The sequence below is a fragment of the Geodermatophilus sp. URMC 63 genome (assembly GCF_053502565.1).
Genome location: NZ_CP199956.1, coordinates 2,004,889 through 2,027,220 on the forward strand (window position 1 = coordinate 2,004,889; position 22,332 = coordinate 2,027,220).

The 22,332-nt window shown below is 74.9% G+C and carries 21 protein-coding genes; 19 read left to right on the plus strand and 2 right to left on the minus strand.

Annotation, left to right across the window (positions count from 1 at the left end; genetic code table 11):
* Positions 1-270 precede the first annotated feature (270 nt).
* Genes ftsH through ACWIZO_RS09715 form a run of 6 tightly spaced genes read left to right on the plus strand, consistent with a single transcriptional unit; the run spans position 271 to position 5,202 of the window.
* On the plus strand, positions 271-2,307 hold the full coding sequence (gene ftsH / locus ACWIZO_RS09690) for an ATP-dependent zinc metalloprotease FtsH (protein WP_448642262.1): 2,037 nt from the start codon (positions 271-273) through the stop codon (positions 2,305-2,307).
* A complete protein-coding gene (folE, locus tag ACWIZO_RS09695) occupies positions 2,304-2,936 on the plus strand; it encodes a GTP cyclohydrolase I FolE (RefSeq protein WP_448642263.1) in 633 nt (210 codons plus the stop codon). The genes ftsH and folE overlap by 4 nt, the downstream gene beginning before the upstream one ends.
* On the plus strand, positions 2,933-3,787 hold the full coding sequence (gene folP, locus ACWIZO_RS09700; RefSeq protein WP_448642264.1) for a dihydropteroate synthase: 855 nt from the start codon (positions 2,933-2,935) through the stop codon (positions 3,785-3,787). Before folE ends, folP begins: the two co-directional genes overlap by 4 nt.
* On the plus strand, positions 3,780-4,178 hold the full coding sequence (folB, locus tag ACWIZO_RS09705; RefSeq protein WP_448642265.1) for a dihydroneopterin aldolase: 399 nt from the start codon (positions 3,780-3,782) through the stop codon (positions 4,176-4,178). The genes folP and folB overlap by 8 nt, the downstream gene beginning before the upstream one ends.
* A complete protein-coding gene (gene folK / locus ACWIZO_RS09710) occupies positions 4,175-4,678 on the plus strand; it encodes a 2-amino-4-hydroxy-6-hydroxymethyldihydropteridine diphosphokinase (protein ID WP_448642266.1) in 504 nt (167 codons plus the stop codon). Before folB ends, folK begins: the two co-directional genes overlap by 4 nt.
* Positions 4,679-4,683: 5 nt before the next feature.
* Complete coding sequence (locus ACWIZO_RS09715) at positions 4,684-5,202, plus strand: DUF3180 domain-containing protein (RefSeq protein ID WP_448642267.1); 519 nt, start codon at positions 4,684-4,686, stop codon at positions 5,200-5,202.
* A 12-nt stretch (positions 5,203-5,214) separates the two neighbouring features.
* Here the strand turns inward: ACWIZO_RS09715 and ACWIZO_RS09720 are convergent, their stop codons facing one another.
* On the minus strand, positions 5,215-6,429 hold the full coding sequence (locus tag ACWIZO_RS09720; protein WP_448642268.1) for an ABC transporter ATP-binding protein: 1,215 nt from the start codon (positions 6,427-6,429) through the stop codon (positions 5,215-5,217).
* A gap of 3 nt (positions 6,430-6,432) precedes the next feature.
* Between ACWIZO_RS09720 and ACWIZO_RS09725 the strand changes: the two genes are divergently transcribed.
* The 4 genes from ACWIZO_RS09725 (at position 6,433) to ACWIZO_RS09740 (ending at position 10,362) form a co-directional block, all read left to right on the plus strand.
* Positions 6,433-7,164, plus strand: coding sequence for an ABC transporter permease (locus ACWIZO_RS09725; RefSeq protein ID WP_448642269.1), 732 nt, complete (start codon positions 6,433-6,435; stop codon positions 7,162-7,164).
* Positions 7,161-7,898 carry an ABC transporter permease gene (locus ACWIZO_RS09730; RefSeq protein ID WP_448642270.1) on the plus strand — a complete coding sequence of 246 codons (738 nt, stop codon included), beginning with the start codon at positions 7,161-7,163 and terminating at the stop codon, positions 7,896-7,898. The genes ACWIZO_RS09725 and ACWIZO_RS09730 overlap by 4 nt, the downstream gene beginning before the upstream one ends.
* A gap of 158 nt (positions 7,899-8,056) precedes the next feature.
* The gene (locus tag ACWIZO_RS09735) at positions 8,057-9,070 is read left to right on the plus strand and encodes a glycine betaine ABC transporter substrate-binding protein (protein WP_448642271.1); all 1,014 of its coding nucleotides are present in this window, start codon (positions 8,057-8,059) and stop codon (positions 9,068-9,070) included.
* Between the two features lie 83 nt (positions 9,071-9,153).
* Complete coding sequence (locus tag ACWIZO_RS09740) at positions 9,154-10,362, plus strand: DUF6779 domain-containing protein (protein ID WP_448642272.1); 1,209 nt, start codon at positions 9,154-9,156, stop codon at positions 10,360-10,362.
* Positions 10,363-10,461: 99 nt separating this feature from the next.
* Here ACWIZO_RS09740 and ACWIZO_RS09745 read toward each other — a convergent pair whose 3' ends face one another.
* Positions 10,462-11,205 carry an SDR family oxidoreductase gene (locus tag ACWIZO_RS09745; RefSeq protein WP_448642273.1) on the minus strand — a complete coding sequence of 248 codons (744 nt, stop codon included), beginning with the start codon at positions 11,203-11,205 and terminating at the stop codon, positions 10,462-10,464.
* A 325-nt stretch (positions 11,206-11,530) separates the two neighbouring features.
* On the opposite strand from ACWIZO_RS09745, the gene ACWIZO_RS09750 reads away from it, so the two are divergent.
* The 9 genes from ACWIZO_RS09750 (at position 11,531) to ACWIZO_RS09790 (ending at position 22,266) form a co-directional block, all read left to right on the plus strand.
* Positions 11,531-12,475 carry a Rossmann-like and DUF2520 domain-containing protein gene (locus ACWIZO_RS09750; protein ID WP_446758549.1) on the plus strand — a complete coding sequence of 315 codons (945 nt, stop codon included), beginning with the start codon at positions 11,531-11,533 and terminating at the stop codon, positions 12,473-12,475.
* A 5-nt stretch (positions 12,476-12,480) separates the two neighbouring features.
* Positions 12,481-13,326 carry a pantoate--beta-alanine ligase gene (panC, locus tag ACWIZO_RS09755; RefSeq protein ID WP_448642274.1) on the plus strand — a complete coding sequence of 282 codons (846 nt, stop codon included), beginning with the start codon at positions 12,481-12,483 and terminating at the stop codon, positions 13,324-13,326.
* Positions 13,327-13,334: 8 nt separating this feature from the next.
* Entirely contained in the window at positions 13,335-13,889 is a 555-nt protein-coding gene (gene panD / locus ACWIZO_RS09760) for an aspartate 1-decarboxylase (RefSeq protein ID WP_448642275.1), read from the plus strand.
* Positions 13,886-15,556, plus strand: a complete 1,671-nt coding sequence (locus ACWIZO_RS09765; protein ID WP_448642276.1) for an L-aspartate oxidase — start codon at positions 13,886-13,888, stop codon at positions 15,554-15,556. Before panD ends, ACWIZO_RS09765 begins: the two co-directional genes overlap by 4 nt.
* Entirely contained in the window at positions 15,553-16,458 is a 906-nt protein-coding gene (gene nadC / locus ACWIZO_RS09770) for a carboxylating nicotinate-nucleotide diphosphorylase (RefSeq protein ID WP_448642277.1), read from the plus strand. Before ACWIZO_RS09765 ends, nadC begins: the two co-directional genes overlap by 4 nt.
* 5 nt (positions 16,459-16,463) lie before the next feature.
* Positions 16,464-17,267, plus strand: a complete 804-nt coding sequence (locus tag ACWIZO_RS09775) for a type III pantothenate kinase (protein WP_448642278.1) — start codon at positions 16,464-16,466, stop codon at positions 17,265-17,267.
* A gap of 37 nt (positions 17,268-17,304) precedes the next feature.
* Positions 17,305-18,807, plus strand: coding sequence for a lysine--tRNA ligase (lysS, locus tag ACWIZO_RS09780; RefSeq protein ID WP_448642279.1), 1,503 nt, complete (start codon positions 17,305-17,307; stop codon positions 18,805-18,807).
* 169 nt (positions 18,808-18,976) lie between these two features.
* On the plus strand, positions 18,977-19,330 hold the full coding sequence (locus ACWIZO_RS09785) for a histone-like nucleoid-structuring protein Lsr2 (RefSeq protein ID WP_448642280.1): 354 nt from the start codon (positions 18,977-18,979) through the stop codon (positions 19,328-19,330).
* Positions 19,331-19,722: 392 nt separating this feature from the next.
* Positions 19,723-22,266, plus strand: coding sequence for an ATP-dependent Clp protease ATP-binding subunit (locus ACWIZO_RS09790; RefSeq protein ID WP_448642281.1), 2,544 nt, complete (start codon positions 19,723-19,725; stop codon positions 22,264-22,266).
* Positions 22,267-22,332 lie beyond the last annotated feature (66 nt).

Sequence of the window (22,332 nt, forward strand, 5' to 3'; positions counted from 1 at the left end):
CCACCGGACGCCGCCCGGACCCGCGTCGGGTGCGTCCGTCGCACCCCTCGCGGAGCCCTCCGGAGCCCACCCGGGCGGGACCCGGACGGGGGACCCGGCAGCGGGTGTGCAGCTCGCGGACAGGGGGCGCACAGCCCGCCCGGTGTACCGTCGAGCGCAACGACGCTGGACCGCGCGAGGGTGCCCGCCCGGCGCGCGCGGCGCGTCACCCGGACGATCAGGAGGGTCGACGGGCCAGGCCGGAGCCCTCCGGCCGCCCGGCATCGGTGTATGGAACGCAAGAAGATCTTCCGCTCCGTGTGGTTCTGGGTCGTGCTCGTCGTCCTGGTGGCCCTCGGACTGTCCTCGTTCCTCGGCGGCGGCTCGAACTACGAGCAGGTCGACACCTCCGTCGCGCTGCAGCAGATCGAGGACGGCAACGTCGACTCGGTCACGATCAACGACAAGGAACAGACGCTCGACCTCGACCTGACCAACCCGGTCGACGGCAGCGACCAGATCAGCGCGTCCTACCCGATCGGGGCCTCCGACGACGTCTTCGCCTTGGTCTCGGGGATCGGTGCCGACGGCACCAGCACCGGGAACGGCGTCGACTTCACCACCAACGTCACCCAGGACAGCGTCTTCGTCAGCGTCCTGATCAGCTTCCTGCCCTTCCTCATCCTCCTGCTGCTGCTGTTCTGGCTGTTCAACTCCATGCAGGGCGGCGGCCGCGGGGTCATGGCGTTCGGCAAGTCCAAGGCCAAGCAGGTCACCAAGGACACCCCGAAGACGACGTTCGCCGACGTCGCCGGTGCCGACGAGGCCATCGAGGAGCTGCAGGAGATCAAGGACTTCCTGGCCAACCCGGTCAAGTTCCAGGCCGTCGGCGCCAAGATCCCCAAGGGCGTGCTGCTGTTCGGCCCGCCCGGGACCGGCAAGACGCTGCTGGCCCGCGCGGTGGCCGGTGAGGCCGGGGTGCCGTTCTTCTCCATCTCCGGCTCGGACTTCGTCGAGATGTTCGTCGGTGTCGGTGCCAGTCGCGTCCGCGACCTGTTCGAGCAGGCCAAGAGCAACGCCCCGGCGATCATCTTCGTCGACGAGATCGACGCCGTCGGCCGGCACCGCGGCGCCGGCATGGGCGGCGGCCACGACGAGCGCGAGCAGACGCTCAACCAGATGCTCGTCGAGATGGACGGCTTCGACGTCAAGGGCGGCGTCATCATGATCGCCGCCACGAACCGGCCGGACATCCTCGACCCCGCGCTGCTGCGCCCGGGCCGCTTCGACCGCCAGATCGCCGTCGACCGGCCCGACCTGGAGGGCCGCAAGCGGATCCTCGAGGTGCACGCCAAGGGCAAGCCGCTCGCCCCCGACGTCGACCTGGAGACCGTCGCCCGCCGCACCCCCGGCTTCACCGGCGCCGACCTCGCCAACGTGCTGAACGAGGGCGCCCTGCTCACCGCCCGCGGCAACGGCTCGGTCATCACCGACGAGGCCCTCGAGGAGGCGATCGACCGCGTCATCGCCGGCCCCGAGCGCAAGACGCGGGCGATGAGCGAGAAGGAGAAGAAGGTCACCGCCTACCACGAGGGCGGGCACGCCCTGGTGGCGCACGCGCTGCCCAACCTCGACCCGGTGCACAAGGTGACGATCCTGCCGCGCGGCCGCTCGCTCGGGCACACGCTCGTCCTGCCGACCGAGGACAAGTACACCCAGACCCGCTCGGAGATGATCGACACCCTGGCCTACGCCCTCGGCGGGCGGGCGGCCGAGGAGCTGGTCTTCCACGAGCCGACCACCGGCGCCGGCAACGACATCGAGAAGGCCACCTCGATGGCCCGCGCGATGGTCACCCAGTACGGCATGAGCGCCAAGCTCGGCGCGGTCAAGTACGGCAGCACCGACTCCGAGCCGTTCCTCGGCCGCGACATGGGCTCGCGTCCGGACTACTCCGAGGCCGTCGCCGCCGACATCGACGGCGAGGTGCGCGCCCTCATCGAGGCCGCGCACGACGAGGCGTGGGAGATCCTCGTGGAGTACCGCGGGGTGCTCGATCAGCTCGTGCTCGAGCTGATCGAGAAGGAGACCCTCTCCAAGGAGGACATGGCCCGCATCTGCGCGCCGGTCACCAAGCGGCCCTCGCTGGCGCCCTACAACGGTTTCGGCAAGCGGACGCCGTCGGACCAGCCGCCGGTGCTCACCCCGGCCGAGGCCGCCGCGCAGGCCAACGGCCACGGCACCAACGGGCACGGCGCCACCGGCAGCAGCCTGGTGAAGGGCGGCAGCACCGCGGTGGGTGACGTCGGCGCGCCCGCGCAGCGGTGAGCGGGCTGGCGGGACCGGCGACCGGCGGGTCCCCGGAGGACGGGACCCGCGCCGACCGGTCGCGGATCGACACCGCCCGGGCCGAGGCCGCCGTCCGTGAGCTGCTGCTCGCGGTGGGGGAGGACCCCGACCGGCCGGGACTGCAGGACACCCCGGCCCGGGTGGCCCGCGCCTACGCCGAGACCTTCGCCGGGCTCTGGCAGGACCCCGGCGAGGTGCTCGCGACGGTGTTCGAGGAGGACCACGACGAGCTCGTGCTGGTCAGGGACATCCCGATGTACTCGACCTGCGAGCACCACCTGGTGCCCTTCCACGGCGCCGCGCACGTCGGGTACATCCCGGGCGAGGACGGCCGGGTGACCGGCCTGTCCAAGATCGCCCGGCTGGTCGACGTCTACGCCCGCCGGCCGCAGGTGCAGGAGCGGATGACGCGGCAGATCGCCGACGCGCTCGCCGAGCACCTCAAGCCACGCGGCGCGATCGTGGTCATCGAGGCCGAGCACCTGTGCATGGGCATGCGGGGCATCCGCAAGCCGGGCTCGATCACGGTCACCTCGGCCGTGCGCGGCATCTTCCGCGACAGCGCCGCCACCCGCGCCGAGGCGATGAGCCTCGTCCTGGGCCGGTGAACGCCGTCCCGCTGCTGCACCCTGCGCGGTGCGTCGTCATGGGCGTCCTCAACGTCACGCCCGACTCCTTCTCCGACGGCGGCTGCTTCGCCGACCCCGAGGTCGCCGTCGCCCACGGCCTGGCCATGGCCGCCGCCGGCGCCGACTACGTCGACGTCGGCGGGGAGTCCACCCGCCCGGGCGCGGACCGGGTCGACGCCGACGAGGAGTGCCGCCGGGTCGTGCCGGTGGTGCGCGCGCTGTCGGCCGCGGGCGTGCGGGCCAGCGTCGACACCACGCGCGCCGAGGTCGCCGAGGCCGCGCTCGGGGCCGGTGCGGTCCTGGTCAACGACGTGAGCGGCGGGCTGGCCGACAAGAACATGGCCGAGCTGGTCGCCGAGGCCGGCGTCCCCTGGGTGCTCATGCACTGGCGCGGCCACAGCCGCGAGATGTACGCCGCCGCGCAGTACGGCGACGTCGTCACCGAGGTGTGCGCCGAACTCACCGCCCGGGTCGAGGACGTCGTCGCCGCCGGCGTGGACCCGCGGCAGCTGGTGGTCGACCCCGGGCTGGGCTTCGCCAAGCGCGCCGAGCACAACTGGGCGCTGCTGGGCGGCCTCGACCGGCTGATCGCCCTCGGGCTGCCGGTGCTGGTCGGTGCCTCCCGCAAGACGTTCCTCGGGCGGCTGCTGGCCGGACCGGACGCCGAGCCGCGCCCGGCCGAGCAGCGCGACGCCGCCACCCTCGCCACCACGGTGCTCGCCGCCGAGGCCGGTGCCTGGGGCGTGCGGGTGCACGACGCCGCCGCCTCGGTGGACGCCGTGCGCACCGTGGCGGCCGTGCGCGCCGCGCGGGGGGCCCGCCGTGGCTGACACCCACCCGCCCCACCACCCCGGCCACGTCCCCGACCGGATCGCCGTCCGCGGGCTGACCGCGCACGCCCACCACGGCGTCTACGGCTTCGAGCGCGAGAACGGCCAGACCTTCTCCGTCGACGCCGTCCTCGAGGTCGACACCGCGCCGGCGGCCGCCACCGACGACCTCGCCCTCACGGTGAACTACGCCGAGCTCGCGCAGCGGCTGCACGCCGTCCTCACCGGGGAGCCGGTCGACCTGCTCGAGACCCTCTGCCAGCGGCTGGCCGACGTCTGCCTGGCCGACCCGCTGGTGCAGGCCGCCGAGATCACGGTGCACAAGCCGCAGGCCGACCTCGGCGTCGCCTTCGACGACGTCACCGTCACCATCCGCCGCGAGCGGTCATGACGCGCGCCGTGCTGTCCCTCGGGGCCAACCTCGGCGACCGGGCCCGCGCGTTGCGCGATGCGATCGAGGCGCTCACGGGCGATGGGCTGGTGGCCCGCTCGACGCTCTACGAGACGCCGCCGTGGGGGCCGGTCGAGCAGCCGCCCTACCTCAACGCGGTGGTGTTCGTCCGCGGCGACCGCGACGCCGCCGGCTGGCTGGCCCGTGCGCAGGAGCTCGAGCAGGCTGCCGGACGCACCCGGGAGGTGCGGTGGGGCGCCCGCACGCTCGACGTCGACGTCGTGACGGTGACCGGCGACGACGGCCGCCCGGTGCTCTCCGACGACCCCGCGCTCACGCTGCCGCACCCCCGGGCGCACGAGCGGGCCTTCGTGCTGGTGCCGTGGCTGTCGCTGGACCCCACTGCGGTCCTGCCCGGGCACGGCCGGGTGGCCGACCTGGTCGCCGCGCTGCCGGCCGACGACGTCGCCGCGGTCGTGAAGTGGGAGCACCTGCATTGAGACCGGTGAACCGGCGGGACCTCCTCGTCGTCGCGGTCGGGCTGGCGCTGGCCGCCTGGCTGGTCGTGCGCGCTACCTACGGCGCCCTGCCGCCGCTGCGCTGGTGGCTGCCGGTGCCCCTGGGCGTGCTCGCCCTCGCCGAGGCCCTGGGCGCCCGCACCCTGCGCGCCCGGCTGGCCGCCCAGCGGGAGGCCCGCCGGAGCGCGCTCGGCGGCCGCACCGCCGAGCCGGCCGCGCCGCTCGTCCGCCCGGTCGAGCCCCTGCTGGTGGCCCGGCTGGCGGTGCTCGCCCAGGCCAGCGCCTTCGTCGGCGCGGTCTTCGTCGGCGTCTGGGCCGGGGTGCTGCTGCACGTCGCGCCCGCCGTCCCACGCCTGCAGGCCGCCGGCAGCGACACGGTCACCGCCGTGCTGGGCGTCGTCCTCGCGGCGGCGCTGGCCGTCGCGGCGCTGTGGCTGGAGTCGATGTGCCGGGTGCCGCCCGAGGAGCACGACGACCAGCGGCCCGGGAGCGGCGTGCGCGCCTAGCCGTGGCGATCCCTAGCGCGCGGGGACGACGGCGCCGGCGGTCTCGGGGACCGTGCCCTCCACCGAGCGGCGCAGCGCCGCGTGCAGGGACTCGGGTGTGAGCACCCCGAGGAAGACGTCGCCGTCGAGCACCGCCACCCAGCCGGCCTCGTGCTGCAGCATCGTCGCGAACGCCGTCTTGAGCGTGGCGTCGACCGGCACCCAGGCGTCCATGCGGCGCGCCGCCGACCCCACGGTGCCGGCGCCGGAGGCCCGGTCCGCCGACAGCCACCCGTGCAGCCGGCCGCCGTCGTCGAGGACGACCGCCCAGCGGGCGCCGGTGGCCTGCAGCGAGGCGCGCGCGTCGGCCAGCCCGTCGGCGGCGCGCACCACCGGCGGCCGCTCGAGGTCGTCGACCTCGATCCCGGTGACCGCCAGCCGCTTGAGGCCCCGGTCCGCGCCGACGAAGTCGGCGACGAAGGCGTTGGCCGGCCGGCCCAGCAGCTCGGCGGGCGGTGCGAACTGCTCGACCCGGCCCCCGGTGCTCATCACCGCGATCCGGTCACCGAGGCGCACGGCCTCCTCGATGTCGTGGGTGACGAACACGATCGTCTTGCGGACGGTCTCCTGCAGCCGCAGGAACTCCGTCTGCAGCCGCTCGCGCACGACCGGGTCGACGGCGGAGAACGGCTCGTCCATGAGCAGGACGGCGGGGTCGGCGGCCAGCGCGCGGGCCACCCCGGCCCGCTGCCGCTGACCGCCGGAGAGCTGGGCGGGGTAGCGGTCGCCGTGGACGGCGGGGTCGAGGCCGACCGTGGCCAGGAGCTCGTCGACGCGCGCGTGGACCCGGCGGCGGTCCCAGCCCAGCAGCCGCGGCACCGTGGCCACGTTGGCGCGCACCGTCTGGTGGGGGAACAGGCCGACGTTCTGGATGACGTAGCCGATGCGGCGGCGCAGCCGGTCGGCGTCGACCCGGGTGACGTCCTCGCCGCCGAGCAGGATCCGGCCCGTCGTCGGCTCGATGATGCGGTTGATCATCTTCATCGTGGTCGTCTTGCCGCAGCCCGAGGGGCCGACCAGGACACTGAGCTCGCCGGCGGCGAAGGTCAGGTCCAGCCGCTCGACGCCCACCGTGCCGTCGGCGTAGGTCTTGCTGACGCCCTCGAGCCGGATCTCCTGCGCGGCACCGTGCGGCGGGGCGCCGTCCTGCGTGGTGCGGCGCGTGCCGCCCTGAGCAGTAGCGTCCACGGGGTGACCTCCCTGGGTGTGCGTCCGCTGCTGGACGCGGTGAGCGACCCCGCGGTGGGGGTGCTCGCGGTGGACGAGGCCCCGAACCCGTGGTTCGAGCCGTCCTACGTGCGCGACAACTGGGACACCATCCTGGCCTACGCCGGCGAGCACGTCCGGCTCACCGTGGCCGCCGTCGTCCTCGGCGCGGTCCTCGCGCTGCCGCTGGCCCTGGCCGCCCGGCGCACCCGGTTCCTCGCGGCGCCGGTGCTGGGCCTGTCGACCGTCGTGTACACGATCCCGTCGCTGGCGACGTTCGCGCTGCTGGTGCCCTTCACCGGCCTGTCGTCGACGACGGTCCTGGTCGGCCTGGTGGTGTACTCCCTGGTCATCCTGGTGCGCAACTTCCTGGCCGGGCTGCAGGGTGTGCCCGCCGACGTCCGCGAGGCCGCCCGCGGCATGGGGCTGTCGGGGGTGCAGACGTTCTGGCGCGTGGACCTGCCGCTGGCCCTGCCGGCGTTCATGGCGGGACTGCGGATCGCCACCGTCTCCACCGTCGCACTGACCACCGTCGGCGTCCTGGTCGGCCACGGCGGCCTGGGACAGCTGATCACCGGGGGGTTCGCGGCCAACTTCTACCGGGCCGAGATCGCGACCGGCGCGGTGGGCTGCATCCTGCTGGCCCTGGCCGCCGACCTGCTGCTGGCCGGCGTCGAGCGGCTGCTCACCCCCTGGGTGCGGGCGGCGCGGGCGTGAACGACTTCTCGCGGGCGCTGGCCTACCTCAACGACCCGTACAACTGGAGCCGGCCGAGCGGCATCGTCGACCTGACGCTGGAGCACCTGTGGATCTCGGCGGCCGCGGTGCTCGCCGCGATGGTCGTCGCGCTCCCGATCGGTACCGCCCTCGGGACGAGCCGTCGCGGCGCGGGCCTGGTCGTCGTGCTGTCCAACGTCAGCCGCGCCGTGCCCACCCTCGCGCTGCTCACCCTCTTCGCGGTCGGCCCGATCGGCTTCGGCAACCGGGCGACGGCGATCGCGCTGGCGGTCTTCGCCGTCCCGCCGATCCTGACCAACACCTTCGTCGGCTTCCGCGGGGTCGACCCGGAGGTTCGCGAGGCCGCCCGTGGCATGGGCATGAGCCGCGGTCAGGTGCTCACCCGGGTCGACCTGCCCCTGGCGCTGCCGCTGGTCATGACCGGCATCCGCACCGCCACGGTGCAAGTCGTGGCGACGGCGGGGCTCGCCGCGCTGGTCGGCGGCGGGGGACTGGGCCGGATCGTCAACCTGGGCTTCGGCCAGCAGGACTACGGCGTCATGATCGCCGGCGCGATCCTGGTGGCAGGACTGGCGCTGCTGGCCGAGCTGGTGCTCGCCGTCGTGTCCTGGGCCCTCGCGCCCGGCCCCCGCCGGTTGCCGTTCCTGCAGGTCAGGACGTCGGAGGGGCCCGGTCGAGTTCCGGAACCGACGGCCAGCGGGGTCCCGCTGTGAGCCGGCTCGCGCCTGCGGGCCCCGCTCTGTAACGACCCGGCAACACATCCGCGCCGCGATTGCCCCGCCGTGAGCAGCGGGAGTTGCATGGCCGCGCGGGAACCCCCGCCAGACACGCGTCGCGGCCGCCCGCCGCACGGGACACAGAAGGCGGATCCATGCGCAAGGCACGCGCCCTCGCCCCCCTCCTCCTGACCGGACTGCTGCTCACCGCGGCCTGTGGCGAGTCCGGCTCCTCCGGCACCGGCGGCAGCACCGGTGCCAGCGGCTCGGCCGCCACCGGGGACGCCTGCGCCCCCGTGGCCGGCGACCAGCTCGTCGTGCTCGAGGACGACCAGCACCTGCAGCTCGCCGACAACATCGTCCCGGCGGTCACCTCCGCCACCGCCGCGGCCAACCCCGCGGTCCTCCCCGCGCTCGACGCGGTCTCGGCCGCGCTGACCACCGAGCAGCTCGTCGACATGAACGCCGCCGTCGACCTCGAGCGGCAGAGCGCCGAGGACGTCGCCGCCGCCTGGGTCCAGGACAGCGGCGTCACCGAGGGCCTCGAGCCGGGCAGCGGCCCGATCGTGGTCGGCGCGGGCAACTTCACCGAGTCGACGGTCCTGGCCAACGTCTACGCCGGGGTCCTCGACGCGGCCGGCTTCGACGCCTCCGTCCGCGAGGTCGGCAACCGCGACCTCTACCTGCCGGCCCTCATCTCGGGCACCGACCTGCAGGTGTTCCCCGAGTACCTGGCCACGGTCACCGAGGCGCTCAACGCCCAGGTGAACGGCCCCGACCCCACGCCGATCGCCAGCGGGGACGCGCAGGCCACCCGCGACGCCCTGCAGCCGCTGGCCGACCAGGTCGGGCTGACCTTCGGTACGCCGTCGGAGGCCGCCGACCAGAACGCCTTCGCGGTGACGCAGGAGTTCGCCGACGGGCTCGGCGTCACCACGCTGTCGGAGCTCGCCGATGCCTGCGGGGACGGCTCCCTCGTCCTAGGCGGTCCGGCCGAGTGCCCGACCCGGTCGTTCTGCCAGCCGGGCCTGGAGGAGACCTACGGCCTCCAGTTCGCCGAGTTCCGCGAGTTCGACGCCGGCGGCCCCGCCACCAAGGCCGCCATCCAGCAGGGCGAGGTCTCCATGGGCCTGGTCTTCAGCTCCGACGGCGCCCTCGCCCAGCGCTGAGCACGACCCCGTGCACGGCCGACTCCGGCACGCAGCCGCCTGCGTGCCGGAGTCGGCCGTTCGCTCAGCGTTACCCTGAGCCCATGCGGGGAGACGACACGGCGACCCGTCGGGCACCCGGTGCGGCCGGCTCCCCGCGGCTGCGGGCCGCCGGACTGGCCGTCGCCTGCCTGGTGGCTCTCGCCGCCACCGCCGCCGTCTTCCTGACCGACGACCCGCAGCTGCTCCGGATCGCCGTGGTGGCCGTCGCCTGGGCGTGCCTGGCCGCGGCGTTCGCGGCCGGGCGCCACCGGGGACCCGACCCGTCGGCCGCCGAGAGCCCCGCCGTCGACACGCTCGCGGCCGGCGTGGCGGCGGTCGAGGCGGAGCTGCGCTCGGCCTACGACCGGGAGCTCGAGCGCGAGGTCGCCGCCCGCCAGCAGTACGAGCTGGAGCTGGAGAGCTCCCTGCGCCGCGAGGCCGAGGAGGCGATGCGCGCGGAGCTGGACGCGCTGCGCGCGGAGCTGGCCGGCCTGCGCGCGGGTCTGTCCGGGCTGAGCGGACTGCGCGAGGAGGTGGCGGCGGTCGCCGCCCTGCGCGGGGAACTGGCCGCCGTCGCCGCCCTCCGCGGGCAGCTCGAGGGGCTCGGTGACCTGCGGGCCGACGTCGGCCGGCTGCGGACCGAGCTGACCGAGCGGCTGTCGGGCGAGATGCACGTCGAGCGCCTGGTCATGCGCACCCAGTCGGTCCGGGCGACGCCCGGCCGGGAGCTCCTCGAGCCCGCGGCCACGGCCTGGCACCCCGACCCCGCTCGCGACCTGTCCGCCGGCTGGCCGGTGCCGTCCCGCGAGGACCGGCGTCCGCAGGAGGCGCCCGTGCCGACCACGGTCCTGCCGGGGGTGGACCCCGCGCCGGCGGTCCAGCCCCTGCCGCCGCTGCGCACGCTCCCCGTGCGGGAGGAGCCGGGTGGCACCGCGGACGACGGGGCGGACGACGGGGCGGACGACGGGGCCGCCCGGCGCCGTCGTCGCACCGACCCGGTGGGTGCGCCGCTCCCGGCGCCGCTCACGGCCGAGCAGCTGACGGTCGAGCGGCCGGCCGTGCACGCCGCCGCGGCCGACCACGCCGCGGGCGGGTGGTCGCCGGCCGCCTCCGCGCCGTTCACGCCGGTCGCGCCGCAGCCGGACGACGCCGGGTCGGCGCGGCTGGCGCAGATCCTCGCCGAGAGCGGCGTCACCCCCGGCGGCCGCCGGCACCGGTACCGCGACGAGGACCCCGGCGAGGACGTCCTCGCCCGGGTCCTCGGCCGCTGAGTCGCCCCGCGCAGGGCCCCGACCGGCGGAGCGGGAGACGGCCCCCTCGCAGGGGCCCGCCGCGAGCCTGCGAGTGGCGGGGGGCGAGGGGGTCCTTTGTCAGGCGGGGCCGCGGGAGAGCGCGCCGCCGTCGAGCACCAGCGTCTGACCGGTGACCCAGCCGGCGCCGAGCAGGTAGGCCGCGGCCTCGCCGACGTCCTCGGGCTCGCCCAGCCGACCGGCGGGGTAGGCGCGGGCGGCCTCCTCGCGGCCCTCGTACAGCGCGCCGGCGAAGCGGGTCTTCACCACGGCCGGGGCGACGGCGTTGACGGTGACCGTCGGGCCGAGTTCCACGGCCAGCTGCGTCACCAGGTTGACCAGCGCCGCCTTGCTGATGCCGTACCCGCCGATCATCGGCGAGGCCTTGAGCCCGGCCACCGAGGCGACGACGAGCACCGAGCCGCCGTGCTCGGCCATCCACGCCCGCCAGGCCTCCTGCACGAGGCCGAGCGTGCCGACGACGTTGGTGTCGAGGATCTTGCGGAAGGCGTCGAGGTCGAGGTCCACCAGCGGCCCGTAGACCGGGTTGATCCCGACGTTGCCGACGAGCAGGTCGAGGCTGCCGAAGCGCTCGACCGCGGTGCGCACGGCCTCCGCGCGGTGCCCGGCGTCACCGGCGTGGCCGGGCACGCCCACGGCGACCTCCGCGCCGCCGAGGGCGGTGACCGCCTCCTCCAGCGCCTCCGGCTTGCGGGCGGTGAGCACCACCCGCGCGCCCCGGTCGACCAGGCTGCGCGCGATCGCCAGCCCGATGCCCCGGCTGCCGCCGGTGACCAGTGCGGTGCGCCCCTCGAACGTGTCCACGGAACTCCTCGTGTCCGCGCGCCCGGCCCCGGTGCCGGTCGCCGTCGCTCACGGTAGGGCCGCACCGGAACGGCGCCGTCCCCACCCCTGGGGGACCGGACGGAGTGACCCACCCCACACGGGCGTTCCGTTGCAGCGGCGCACGGGGCGTCCCACACTCGCGGTCGGCGCCTGCCCGCGTGACACACCTGGTCGCAGCGGGGCAGCCACCGGCACCGCCCGCACGACCCGCACCGCCCGCACGACCCGCACGACCGGAGCCGCCGACGACGGCGACCCGACCCGAGTCCGGTACCCGACAGGGACTGGAACGAGAGGTGCACCGATGCCTGCTGCCCGCAGGACCCCCCGCGCTGCCGGGCTCCCGCCCGCCGCCAGCGCCCCCGCCCGCCTCCGCGTCGGCGTGATCGGCGCCGGCCGCGTCGGCGCCGTCCTGGGCGCCGCCCTCGCCGCCGCCGGCCACGACGTGGTCGCCGCGGCCGGCCTGTCACCCGCCTCCGCCGAGCGCGCCGCCCGGCTGCTGCCCGGTGTCCCGCTCCTGCCCGCCGACGAGGTCGTGGCCGCGGCCGACCTGGTCGTCCTCGCCGTCCCCGACGACACGCTCCCCGGCCTGGTCGCCGGCCTGGCCGAGACCGGGATGTGGCGGGCCGGCCAGCTGGCCTTCCACACGTCCGGCGCGCACGGCCTCGCCGTCCTGGAGCCCGCCGAGCGGGCCGGCGTCCTGCCGCTGGCGCTGCACCCCGCGATGACCTTCACCGGCGCCCCCGAGGACGCCGAGCGGCTCGTCGACGCCCCGTTCGGCGTCACCAGCCGCCCCCGGCACCGGCCGGTCGCCGAGACGCTGGTGCTGGAGATGGGCGGCGACCCGTTCTTCGTCGCCGAGGACGACCGGCAGCTGTACCACGCGGCGCTGGTGACCGGCGCCAACCACCTGGTCACCCTCGTCGCCGAGGCGGCCGACCTGCTGCGCGCCGCCGGCGTCGGCTCGCCCGCCCGCGTGCTGACCCCGCTCTTGACCGCCGCGCTCGACAACGGCCTGCGCCGCGGCGACCGGGGCCTCACCGGGCCGGTCAGCCGGGGCGACGTCGGCACCGTGCGCGACCACCTGCTGACGCTCACCGAGCGGGCGCCGGCGTCGGTCGCGGCCTACGTGGCGATGGCGCAGCGGACCACCGAGCGGGCCCTGGACGCCGGCCGGCTCAAGCGGCACGAGGGCGTCCCGCTGCTCGACCTGCTGTACGAGGCCGCCGACCCGGCGGGCTCCCGGTGACCACCGTGACCCGGCCGGCTGTCGCCGAGACCACCGCCGAGCTGGCCCGGCTGCGCGCCGCCCTCCCCGGCCCGGTGGCCCTCGTGCCGACCATGGGCGCCCTGCACGAGGGGCACCGCACCCTGGTCCGCGCCGCCCGCGAGCGCGCCGGCAGCGTCGTCGTCTCGGTCTTCGTCAACCCGACGCAGTTCGGCCCCGGCGAGGACCTCGACCGCTACCCCCGCACGTGGGACGCCGACCTCGTCGCGCTGGCCGAGGAGGGCGCCGACGTCGTCTTCCACCCGCCGGTGGAGGAGGTCTACCCGCCCGGCGCGGCCGGTGTCACCGTGCACCCGGGGCCCCTCGGCGACGTGCTGGAGGGCGCCGTCCGGCCCGGCCACTTCACCGGGGTGCTGACCGTCGTCGCCAAGCTGTTCGGCCTGGCCCGCCCCGACCTGGCGGTCTTCGGCGAGAAGGACTACCAGCAGCTCACCCTGATCCGGGCGATGGTGCGCGAGCTCGTGCTGCCGCTGGAGGTCGCCGGCGTGCCCACCGTCCGCGAGGACGACGGCCTGGCGCTGTCCTCCCGCAACCGCTACCTCTCCCCGGAGCAGCGGGCCACGGCCGTCACCATCTCCCGCGCGCTGCGGGCCGGCGCCGACGCCGGACATCGGGGGGCCGACGCCGTCCTGGCCGCCGCCCGGGCCGTCCTGGCCGGGGCGCCCGACCTGGTCCAGGACTACCTGGAGCTGACCGACCCCGACCTCGGGCCGGCGCCGGCCACGGGCCCCGCCCGGCTGCTGGTCGCCGCCCGCGCCGGCAGCACCCGGCTCCTCGACAACACCGCCGTCCGGCTCGGAGTCACCCGATGATGCGCACAATGCTCAAGTCCAAGGTCCACCGGGCGACGGTCACCCAGGCCGACCTGCACTACGTGGGCTCGGTGACGATCGACGAGGACCTGCTCGACGCCGCCGACCTGCTCCCCGGCGAGCAGGTCGCCGTCGTCGACGTCACCAACGGCGCCCGGCTGGAGACCTACGTGATCCCCGGGGAGCGCGGCAGCGGCGTCATCGGCATCAACGGTGCCGCCGCGCACCTGGTGCACCCGGGCGACCTGGTGATCCTGATCAGCTACGGCCTGATGGACGAGGCCGAGGTCGAGCGCCACGTCCCGAGGGTCGTGCACGTCGACGCCGCCAACCGCGTCGTCGCGCTGGGCGGGGACCCCTCGGCCCCGGTCCCCGGCGCTGCGGACCATCGGCGGAGCCCGCTGGCAACCGCTGCTCGGCCTCGTCCCGGGTTCCCTCGCGAGCTCGCGAGCGGAGGGGAGGACGAGCAGAAGGACCCCCTCCTCCCCACCCCTCGCACGCTCGGGGCGGGACCCGGGAGGGGGCCGCAAGGGCGGAGCGACCTGGGTGTGCCGGTCCGGTGACGGTGCTGGCGCCCGTCGTCGGCCTGCCCACCCGGCTGGCCGCCCCCGCGCCGGGCTGGCAGCTCGCGGCCGACGTCTGCGTGGTCGGCTCCGGCGTCGCCGGCCTGTGCGTCGCGCTGCACGCGCGGGCGGCCGGGCTGTCGGTCGCCGTCGTCACCAAGGTGCGGGTCGACGACGGCTCGACGCGCTGGGCGCAGGGCGGGATCGCCGCCGTCCTCGACCCGGCCGACACCGCGGAGGCGCACGCCCGCGACACCGAGGTGGCCGGCGTCGGGCTCTGCGAGCCGGAGGCGGTGCGGGCGCTGGTGACCGAGGGGCCGGCGCGGCTGCGCCAGCTCATCGAGTGGGGCGCCGCCTTCGACCGCGACGCCGCCGGGGATCTCCTGCTGACCCGCGAGGGCGGGCACTCCGCCGACCGGATCGTGCACGCCGGCGGCGACGCGACCGGCGTGGAGGTCATGCGCGCACTGTGCGAGGCGGTGCACGCCGACCCGGGCATCACCCTCGTCGAGCACGCGATGGTGCTCGACCTGCTGCACGACGCCGGCGGGCGCGCGGCCGGCATCACTCTGCACGTGCTCGGCGAGGGCACCGAGGACGGCGTCGGCGCGGTGCGCGCCCGTGCGGTCGTGCTCGCCACCGGCGGGATGGGGCAGGTCTACGCCGCCACCACCAACCCCTCGGTGTCCACCGGCGACGGCGTGGCCCTCGGCCTGCGCGCGGGTGCGGTGGCCACCGACCTGGAGTTCGTCCAGTTCCACCCGACGTCGCTGTACCTCGGCCCCGGCGTCCGCGGGCAGCAGCCGCTGGTGAGCGAGGCGCTGCGCGGAGAGGGCGCGGTGCTGCGCGACGGCGCGGGGGAGCGGTTCATGGTCGGCGTCCACCCGCTGGCCGAGCTCGCCCCGCGCGACGTCGTCGCCAAGGCGATCACCGGCGTGCAGCTGCGCGACGGCGTCGACCACGTGTGGCTCGACGCCCGCAGCGTCCTCGGCCTGGCCGGCCGGTTCCCGACGATCGTCGCCCGCTGCCGGTCCGAGGGCATCGACCCGGTCACCGACCTGGTTCCGGTCACCCCCGCCGCCCACTACGCCTCGGGCGGGCTGGTCACCGACCTGGCCGGGCGCACCACCGTCCCGGGCCTCTACGCCTGCGGCGAGGTGGCCTGCACCGGCGTGCACGGGGCGAACCGGCTGGCGTCGAACTCGCTGCTCGAGGGACTGGTCTTCGCCGCCCGCATCGGCGCGGAGCTCGCCGGGTCGCTGCCGCCGACCGGGGAGGTGTGCGAGGCCGCTCCGGCGACGGCGGGCCTGCTCGACCCGGCCGGCCGCCGCGCGGTCACCGACACCATGTCGGGCCGGGTGGGGGCGCTGCGCAGCGGCGGAGGACTGGCCGAGGCGACCGCCCGGCTGGCCGCCCTCGCCGGCGGCCTCGGCACCGAGGCGGCCCCCGGGGTGGCCGGCTGGGAGGCCACCGACCTGCTCACCGTCGCCGGCGCCCTGACCGCCACGGCCACCGCCCGGGAGGAGACCCGCGGCTGCCACTGGCGCGAGGACCACCCCGGGACCGCCGACGACTGGCGGGTGCACCTCGACGTGCGCCTCGACGACGACGGCCGGCTGCGGCTGACCCGCCGCCCGGTCGGCACCCCGGCGGTGGCGGCGTGGTGACCGCCGACGCGCGCTCCCTGGAGGGCACCGGGCTGTCGGAGGCCTGGGTCGACGACCTGGTCGAGCGCACCCTGGCCGAGGACCTCGCCGGCGGCGCCGCCCTGCCCGGCGCGCCCGACCTCGCCGTCTCCTGCGATGTCACCAGCGCCGCCACGGTGCCACCGGCGCAGCTCGGCACCGCGGACCTGGTCGCCCGTGCCGACGGCGTCGTGTCCGGCCTGCCGGTGGCCGCGCGGGTGTTCACCCGCCTGGCGCCCGGCGCCACCCTGACCGCCGGTGCCGCCGACGGCGACCGGGTGCGCCGCGGCGACGTGCTGCTCACCGTCCGCGGCCCGGTGCGGGCGCTGTTGGCCGCCGAGCGCAGCGCGTTGAACATCGCCAGTCGGGCCAGCGGCATCGCCACCGCCACGCGTGCCTGGGTCGACGCCGTCCAGGGCACCGGGGCGGTCGTCCTGGACACCCGCAAGACCACGCCGGGCCTGCGCCCGCTGGAGAAGTACGCGGTGCGCTGCGGCGGCGGGTCGAACAAGCGGATGGGCCTCTACGACGTCGCGATGGTCAAGGACAACCACGTCGCCGCGGCCGGGTCGGTGGCCGCCGCGGTCGCCGCCGTCCGCGAGCGGGCGCCGCGGGTGCCGGTGCAGGTGGAGGCCGACACCCCGGCCCAGGCGGTCGAGGCGGTCGAGGCCGGCGCGGACTTCCTGCTGCTGGACAACATGCCGCCGGCGGTGCTGCGCGAGGTCGTGGCGCTGGTGGGCGGCCGCGCGGAGCTGGAGGCCACCGGCGGGCTCACCCTCGCCGTCGCCCGCGAGGTCGCCGCCACCGGCGTGGACTTCCTGTCGGTCGGCGCGCTCACCCACTCCTCGCCGATCCTCGACCTCGCCCTGGACCTGCGGAGCTGAGCCCCGTGCTGCTCACCGTCGACGTCGGCAACAGCCAGACCGTGCTGGCCACCTTCGACGGCGCCCGGCGGGTCGGCGGCTGGCGGGTGACCACGCACGCCCGGGCCACCTCCGACGAGCTGCGGATGCTCTGGCGCGGGCTGCTGCGCGACACCGAGGTCACCGGCGTCGCCGCCTGCTCGACCGTGCCGGCGCTGCTGCCGGCGCTGCGCGGGCTGCTGGACTCCCTCGAGGTGCCGGTGGTGCTCATCGGGCCCGGGGTGCGCACCGGCGTCCCGCTGCACGTGGACAACCCGCGCGAGGTCGGCGCCGACCGGGTGGTCACCGCGCTGGCCGCGCACGAGCTGTACGGACGGCGTCCCGACGGTGGCGGGCGCCCGGTCGTCGTCGTGGACTTCGGCACCTCGACCAACGTCGACGCCGTCGGCCCCGACGGGCAGTTCCTCGGCGGCGCGCTGGCACCCGGCGTCGAGGTGAGCCTGGAGGCGCTGGCCAGCCGGGCCGCGCAGCTGCGCTCGGTCGAGCTGACCGTGCCGCCGCAGGCGATCGGCAAGAACACCGTCGCGGCGCTGCAGTCGGGCCTGGTGCTCGGCTTCGCCGGCCTGGTCGACGGGCTGGTCGGCCGCATCGCCGCCGAGCTGGTGGCCCAGTTCGGGGCGGCGCCGGTCGTCGTCGCCACCGGCGGGCTCGCGCCGCTGGTCGCCGACAGCTGCCGGACCATCGCCGAGCGCGAGCCTGACCTCACCGTGCACGGCCTGCGGCTGGCCTTCGAGCGCCAGCAGGCGCCCGGCCGCCGCCAGGGAGCGTGACGGGGTGGCGCGGCCCACGCCCGTAGGCTCGGGCGCCGTGACCGACCTGCCCCCCGGCTCCCCGGACGACGAGCTCCCCGAGCAGGTGCGCGTCCGCCGCGCCAAGCTCGACCGGCTGCGGGAGGCCGGCGTCGACCCCTACCCGGTCACCGTCGCGCGGACGACGTCGCTGGCCGACGTCCGGGCGGGGCACCCCGACCTCGAGCCGGACACCATGACCGGCGAGCGGGTCGGCGTCACCGGCCGGGTGATCTTCAGCCGCAACACCGGCAAGCTGTGCTTCGCGACGCTGCGCGAGGGCGACGCCGAGCTGCAGGTGATGCTCTCCCGCGACCGGGTCGGCGAGGACGCGCTGGCCGCGTGGAAGGCCGACGTCGACCTCGGCGACCACGTGCTGGTCACCGGGGAGGTCGGGACGTCGCGGCGCGGCGAGCTGTCGGTGTTCGCCGACTCCTGGCAGCTGGCGGCCAAGGCGCTGCGGCCGCTGCCGGTGGCGCACCGGCCGATGAGCGAGGAACTGCGGGTCCGGCGCCGCTACGTCGACCTCATCGTCCGCGACGAGGCGCGGCGCACGGTGCGGCAGCGGGCCACCGTGGTCGCGGCGCTGCGCGCGGGGCTGACCGGCCGCGGCTTCCTCGAGGTCGAGACGCCGATGCTGCAGACCGTCCACGGCGGCGCCGCCGCCCGGCCGTTCCGCACCCACATGAACGCCTTCGACCTCGACCTGTACCTGCGGATCGCGCCCGAGCTGTTCCTCAAGCGGTGCATCGTCGGCGGGCTGGAGAAGGTCTTCGAGATCAACCGCAACTTCCGCAACGAGGGCGCCGACAGCTCGCACTCACCGGAGTTCGCGATGCTGGAGTTCTACGAGGCCCACGCCGACTACACCGACGTCGCCCGCACCACCCGGGAGCTGGTCCAGGAGAGCTGCACCGCGCTGTTCGGCGACCTCGTCGCCCGCCACCACGACGGCACCGAGGTCGACCTGTCGGGGGAGTGGCCGCAGGTGCCGCTGTACGCGCTGGTGTCCGACGCCGTCGGCGAGGAGGTCACCCCGCAGACCCCGCCCGAGCGGCTGCGGGCTCTCGCCGAACGGCACGACGTCGGCGTCGACCCGGCGTGGCTGCCCGGCAAGGTGGTGGAGGAGCTCTTCGAGGCGCTGGTGCAGGACTCGCTGCAGGCACCGACGTTCGTCGTCGACTACCCGGTCGACACCTCGCCGCTGACCCGCGCCCACCGCTCCACCCCGGGGCTGGCCGAGAAGTGGGACCTCTACATCGGCGGCCTCGAGCGGGGCACCGGCTACTCCGAGCTGGTCGACCCGGTGGCCCAGCGCGAGCGGTTCACCCAGCAGGCGCTGCTGGCCGCCGCCGGTGACCCTGAGGCCATGGTGCTCGACGAGGACTTCCTCGAGGCGCTCGAGTACGGCATGCCACCCACCGGTGGAGTGGGCATGGGGATCGACCGCCTGATGATGACGCTCACCGGCCTCGGTATCCGCGAGACCATCCTCTTCCCCTTGGTGCGCCCACTCTCGTGAAACGGTGTCGTCCTCACATTCGCCGTGCTTTCTCCCCCGGAATGGGCGGGTCACTCCGCGTGATTGGTGCGTCCCGTGGATTGTGTGGTCGAATGGCCCCAGTGTCCGGAGCAGGCGGACGACAATCCGATACCGGCCCTGTGCCGGGGAACTGGGAGGAAGAGCGACAATGGCGCGTAAGGTGCAGGTCATCCTGAGTGATGACCTCGACGAGGACCTCCCCGCCGACGAGACGGTGAGCTTCTCGATCGACGGCACGAACTACGAGATCGACCTGTCGGAGAAGAACGCGACGGAACTGCGCGACACCTTCTCCCGGTACGTGCAGGCCGCCCGCAAGGTCGGCCGCGGCGGCGGACGGGCCTCGGGCGGCGGTCGCTCCCGCGCCACCGGCGGCGGTGGCCGCATGGACCGCGAGCAGGCCGGTGCCATCCGCGACTGGGCCCGCAAGAACGGCCACAACGTCAGCGACCGGGGCCGCATCCCGGCCAGTGTCGTCGAGGCCTACGAAGCAGCCCACTGAGGAAGGACCCTCCTGCCCACACCGCTCGCGAGCTCGCGGCGGGCCCCTGCAGGAGGGCCGTTCCCGCACGTCACCGGGCTCGCGGCGGCCCCTGCGAGGGGGCCGTTCCAGCACGTCACCGACGGCCCGGCACCCACGGGTGCCGGGCCGTCGGCGTCGCGGCACCGCGACGCGCCGTCCGCTGTCGGCGTAACGGCACCGGAACACCGCCCGGCCACGGTCAGTTGGACCGGGCAGCCACCCACCGACCCCCGGTCGTGCGCCGACGGGACGGCGTGGTCCGTGACTACAGTGGAAAGACCGGTGCCCCAGCGCGCCGACGGACGTCGGGTGCTCCTCCCCGCTCGTGGGGAGGACAGTGCCGGACCAGCCGGTCAGAGGAGAAGCAGCAGATGTTCGAACGGTTCACCGACCGAGCCCGTCGGGTGGTCGTCCTGGCCCAGGAAGAGGCCCGGATGCTCAACCACAACTACATCGGCACCGAGCACATCCTCCTGGGCCTGATCCACGAGGGTGAGGGTGTCGCGGCCAAGGCCCTCGAGTCCCTCGGCATCTCGCTCGAGGGCGTCCGCCAGCAGGTCGAGGAGATCATCGGCCAGGGCCAGCAGGCCCCCTCCGGCCACATCCCCTTCACCCCGCGGGCGAAGAAGGTGCTGGAGCTGTCGCTGCGCGAGGCGCTGCAGCTCGGCCACAACTACATCGGCACCGAGCACATCCTGCTCGGCCTCATCCGCGAGGGCGAGGGCGTCGCCGCCCAGGTCCTGGTGAAGCTGGGTGCCGACCTCAACCGCGTCCGCCAGCAGGTCATCCAGCTGCTGTCGGGCTACCAGGGCAAGGAGCCGGCCGCCGCCGGCGGCCCCTCGGAGGGCACGCCGTCGACCTCGCTGGTCCTCGACCAGTTCGGCCGCAACCTGACCCAGGCCGCGCGCGACTCCAAGCTCGACCCGGTCATCGGGCGGGCCAAGGAGATCGAGCGGGTCATGCAGGTCCTCTCGCGGCGGACCAAGAACAACCCCGTCCTCATCGGCGAGCCCGGCGTCGGCAAGACCGCCGTCGTCGAGGGCCTGGCCCAGGCGATCGTCAAGGGCGAGGTCCCCGAGACGCTGAAGGACAAGCAGCTCTACACCCTCGACCTCGGCGCCCTCGTCGCCGGGTCGCGCTACCGCGGTGACTTCGAGGAGCGCCTGAAGAAGGTCCTCAAGGAGATCCGCACCCGCGGCGACATCATCCTGTTCATCGACGAGATCCACACCCTCGTCGGTGCCGGTGCCGCCGAGGGCGCGATCGACGCCGCCAGCATCCTCAAGCCGATGCTGGCCCGCGGCGAGCTGCAGACCATCGGTGCCACCACGCTCGACGAGTACCGCAAGCACCTGGAGAAGGACGCCGCGCTGGAGCGCCGCTTCCAGCCGATCCAGGTGGGCGAGCCGACGCTCACCCACACGATCGAGATCCTCAAGGGCCTGCGCGACCGGTACGAGGCGCACCACCGGATCAGCATCACCGACGGCGCCCTGGTCGCCGCCGCGACGCTGGCCGACCGCTACATCTCCGACCGCTTCCTGCCCGACAAGGCGATCGACCTGATCGACGAGGCCGGCGCCCGGATGCGGATCAAGCGGATGACCGCGCCGCCGGACCTGCGCGAGTTCGACGACCGGATCGCGACCATCCGTCGCGAGAAGGAGTCGGCGATCGACGCGCAGGACTTCGAGAAGGCCGCGTCGCTGCGCGACAAGGAGAAGACCCTCCTGGGCGAGAAGGCCGAGCGCGAGAAGGCGTGGAAGGCCGGCGACATGGACGTCGTCGCCGAGGTCGACGACGAGCAGATCGCCGAGGTGCTGGCCAACTGGACCGGCATCCCCGTCTTCAAGCTCACCGAGGAGGAGACGACCCGCCTGCTGCGCATGGAGGACGAGCTCCACAAGCGCATCATCGGGCAGGAGGAGGCCATCAAGAGCGTCTCCCAGGCGATCCGGCGCACCCGCGCGGGCCTCAAGGACCCGCGTCGCCCCGGTGGCTCGTTCATCTTCGCCGGCCCCTCGGGTGTCGGTAAGACCGAGCTGGCCAAGGCGCTCGCGCAGTTCCTCTTCGGCGAGGACGACGCGCTCATCCAGATCGACATGGGCGAGTTCCACGACCGGTTCACCGTGTCGCGTCTCGTCGGTGCGCCTCCCGGTTACGTCGGTTACGACGAGGGTGGCCAGCTGACCGAGAAGGTGCGGCGCAAGCCGTTCTCGGTGGTCCTCTTCGACGAGATCGAGAAGGCGCACGCGGACGTGTTCAACACGCTCCTGCAGGTGCTGGAGGACGGCCGGCTCACCGACGGTCAGGGCCGGATCGTGGACTTCAAGAACACGATCCTGATCCTCACGACCAACCTCGGTACGCGGGACATCTCCAAGGCCGTGGGTCTGGGCTTCCAGGTCGGCAACGACACGCAGTCGAACTACGAGCGGATGAAGCTCAAGGTCAACGAGGAGCTCAAGCAGCACTTCCGGCCGGAGTTCCTCAACCGCATCGACGACATCGTCGTGTTCCACCAGCTGACCGAGGACGAGATCATCGAGATCGTCGACCTCATGGTCGCCCGCGTCGAGGGCCAGCTGGCCAACAAGGACATGTCGCTGGAGATCACGCAGGACGCCAAGAAGCTGCTGGCGCACCGCGGGTTCGACCCGGTGCTGGGCGCCCGGCCGCTGCGCCGGACCATCCAGCGCGAGATCGAGGACGCACTGTCGGAGAAGATCCTCTACGGCGAGCTGACCGCCGGTCAGATCATCGTGGTGGACGTGGAGGGCGAGGGCCCGACCGCGACCTTCACCTTCCGCGGCGAGGCCAAGCCGATCGACGTGCCCGACACCCCGCCGGTCGCCCTGGCGGTCGGTGACGACGAGGACGGCGACGGGCCCACCTCGCTCAAGAAGAGCCAGTGACCCGATAGCCCGACCACAGGGGCCGTCTCCCACCCGGGAGGCGGCCCCTGTGCCGTCCCGTGCCCG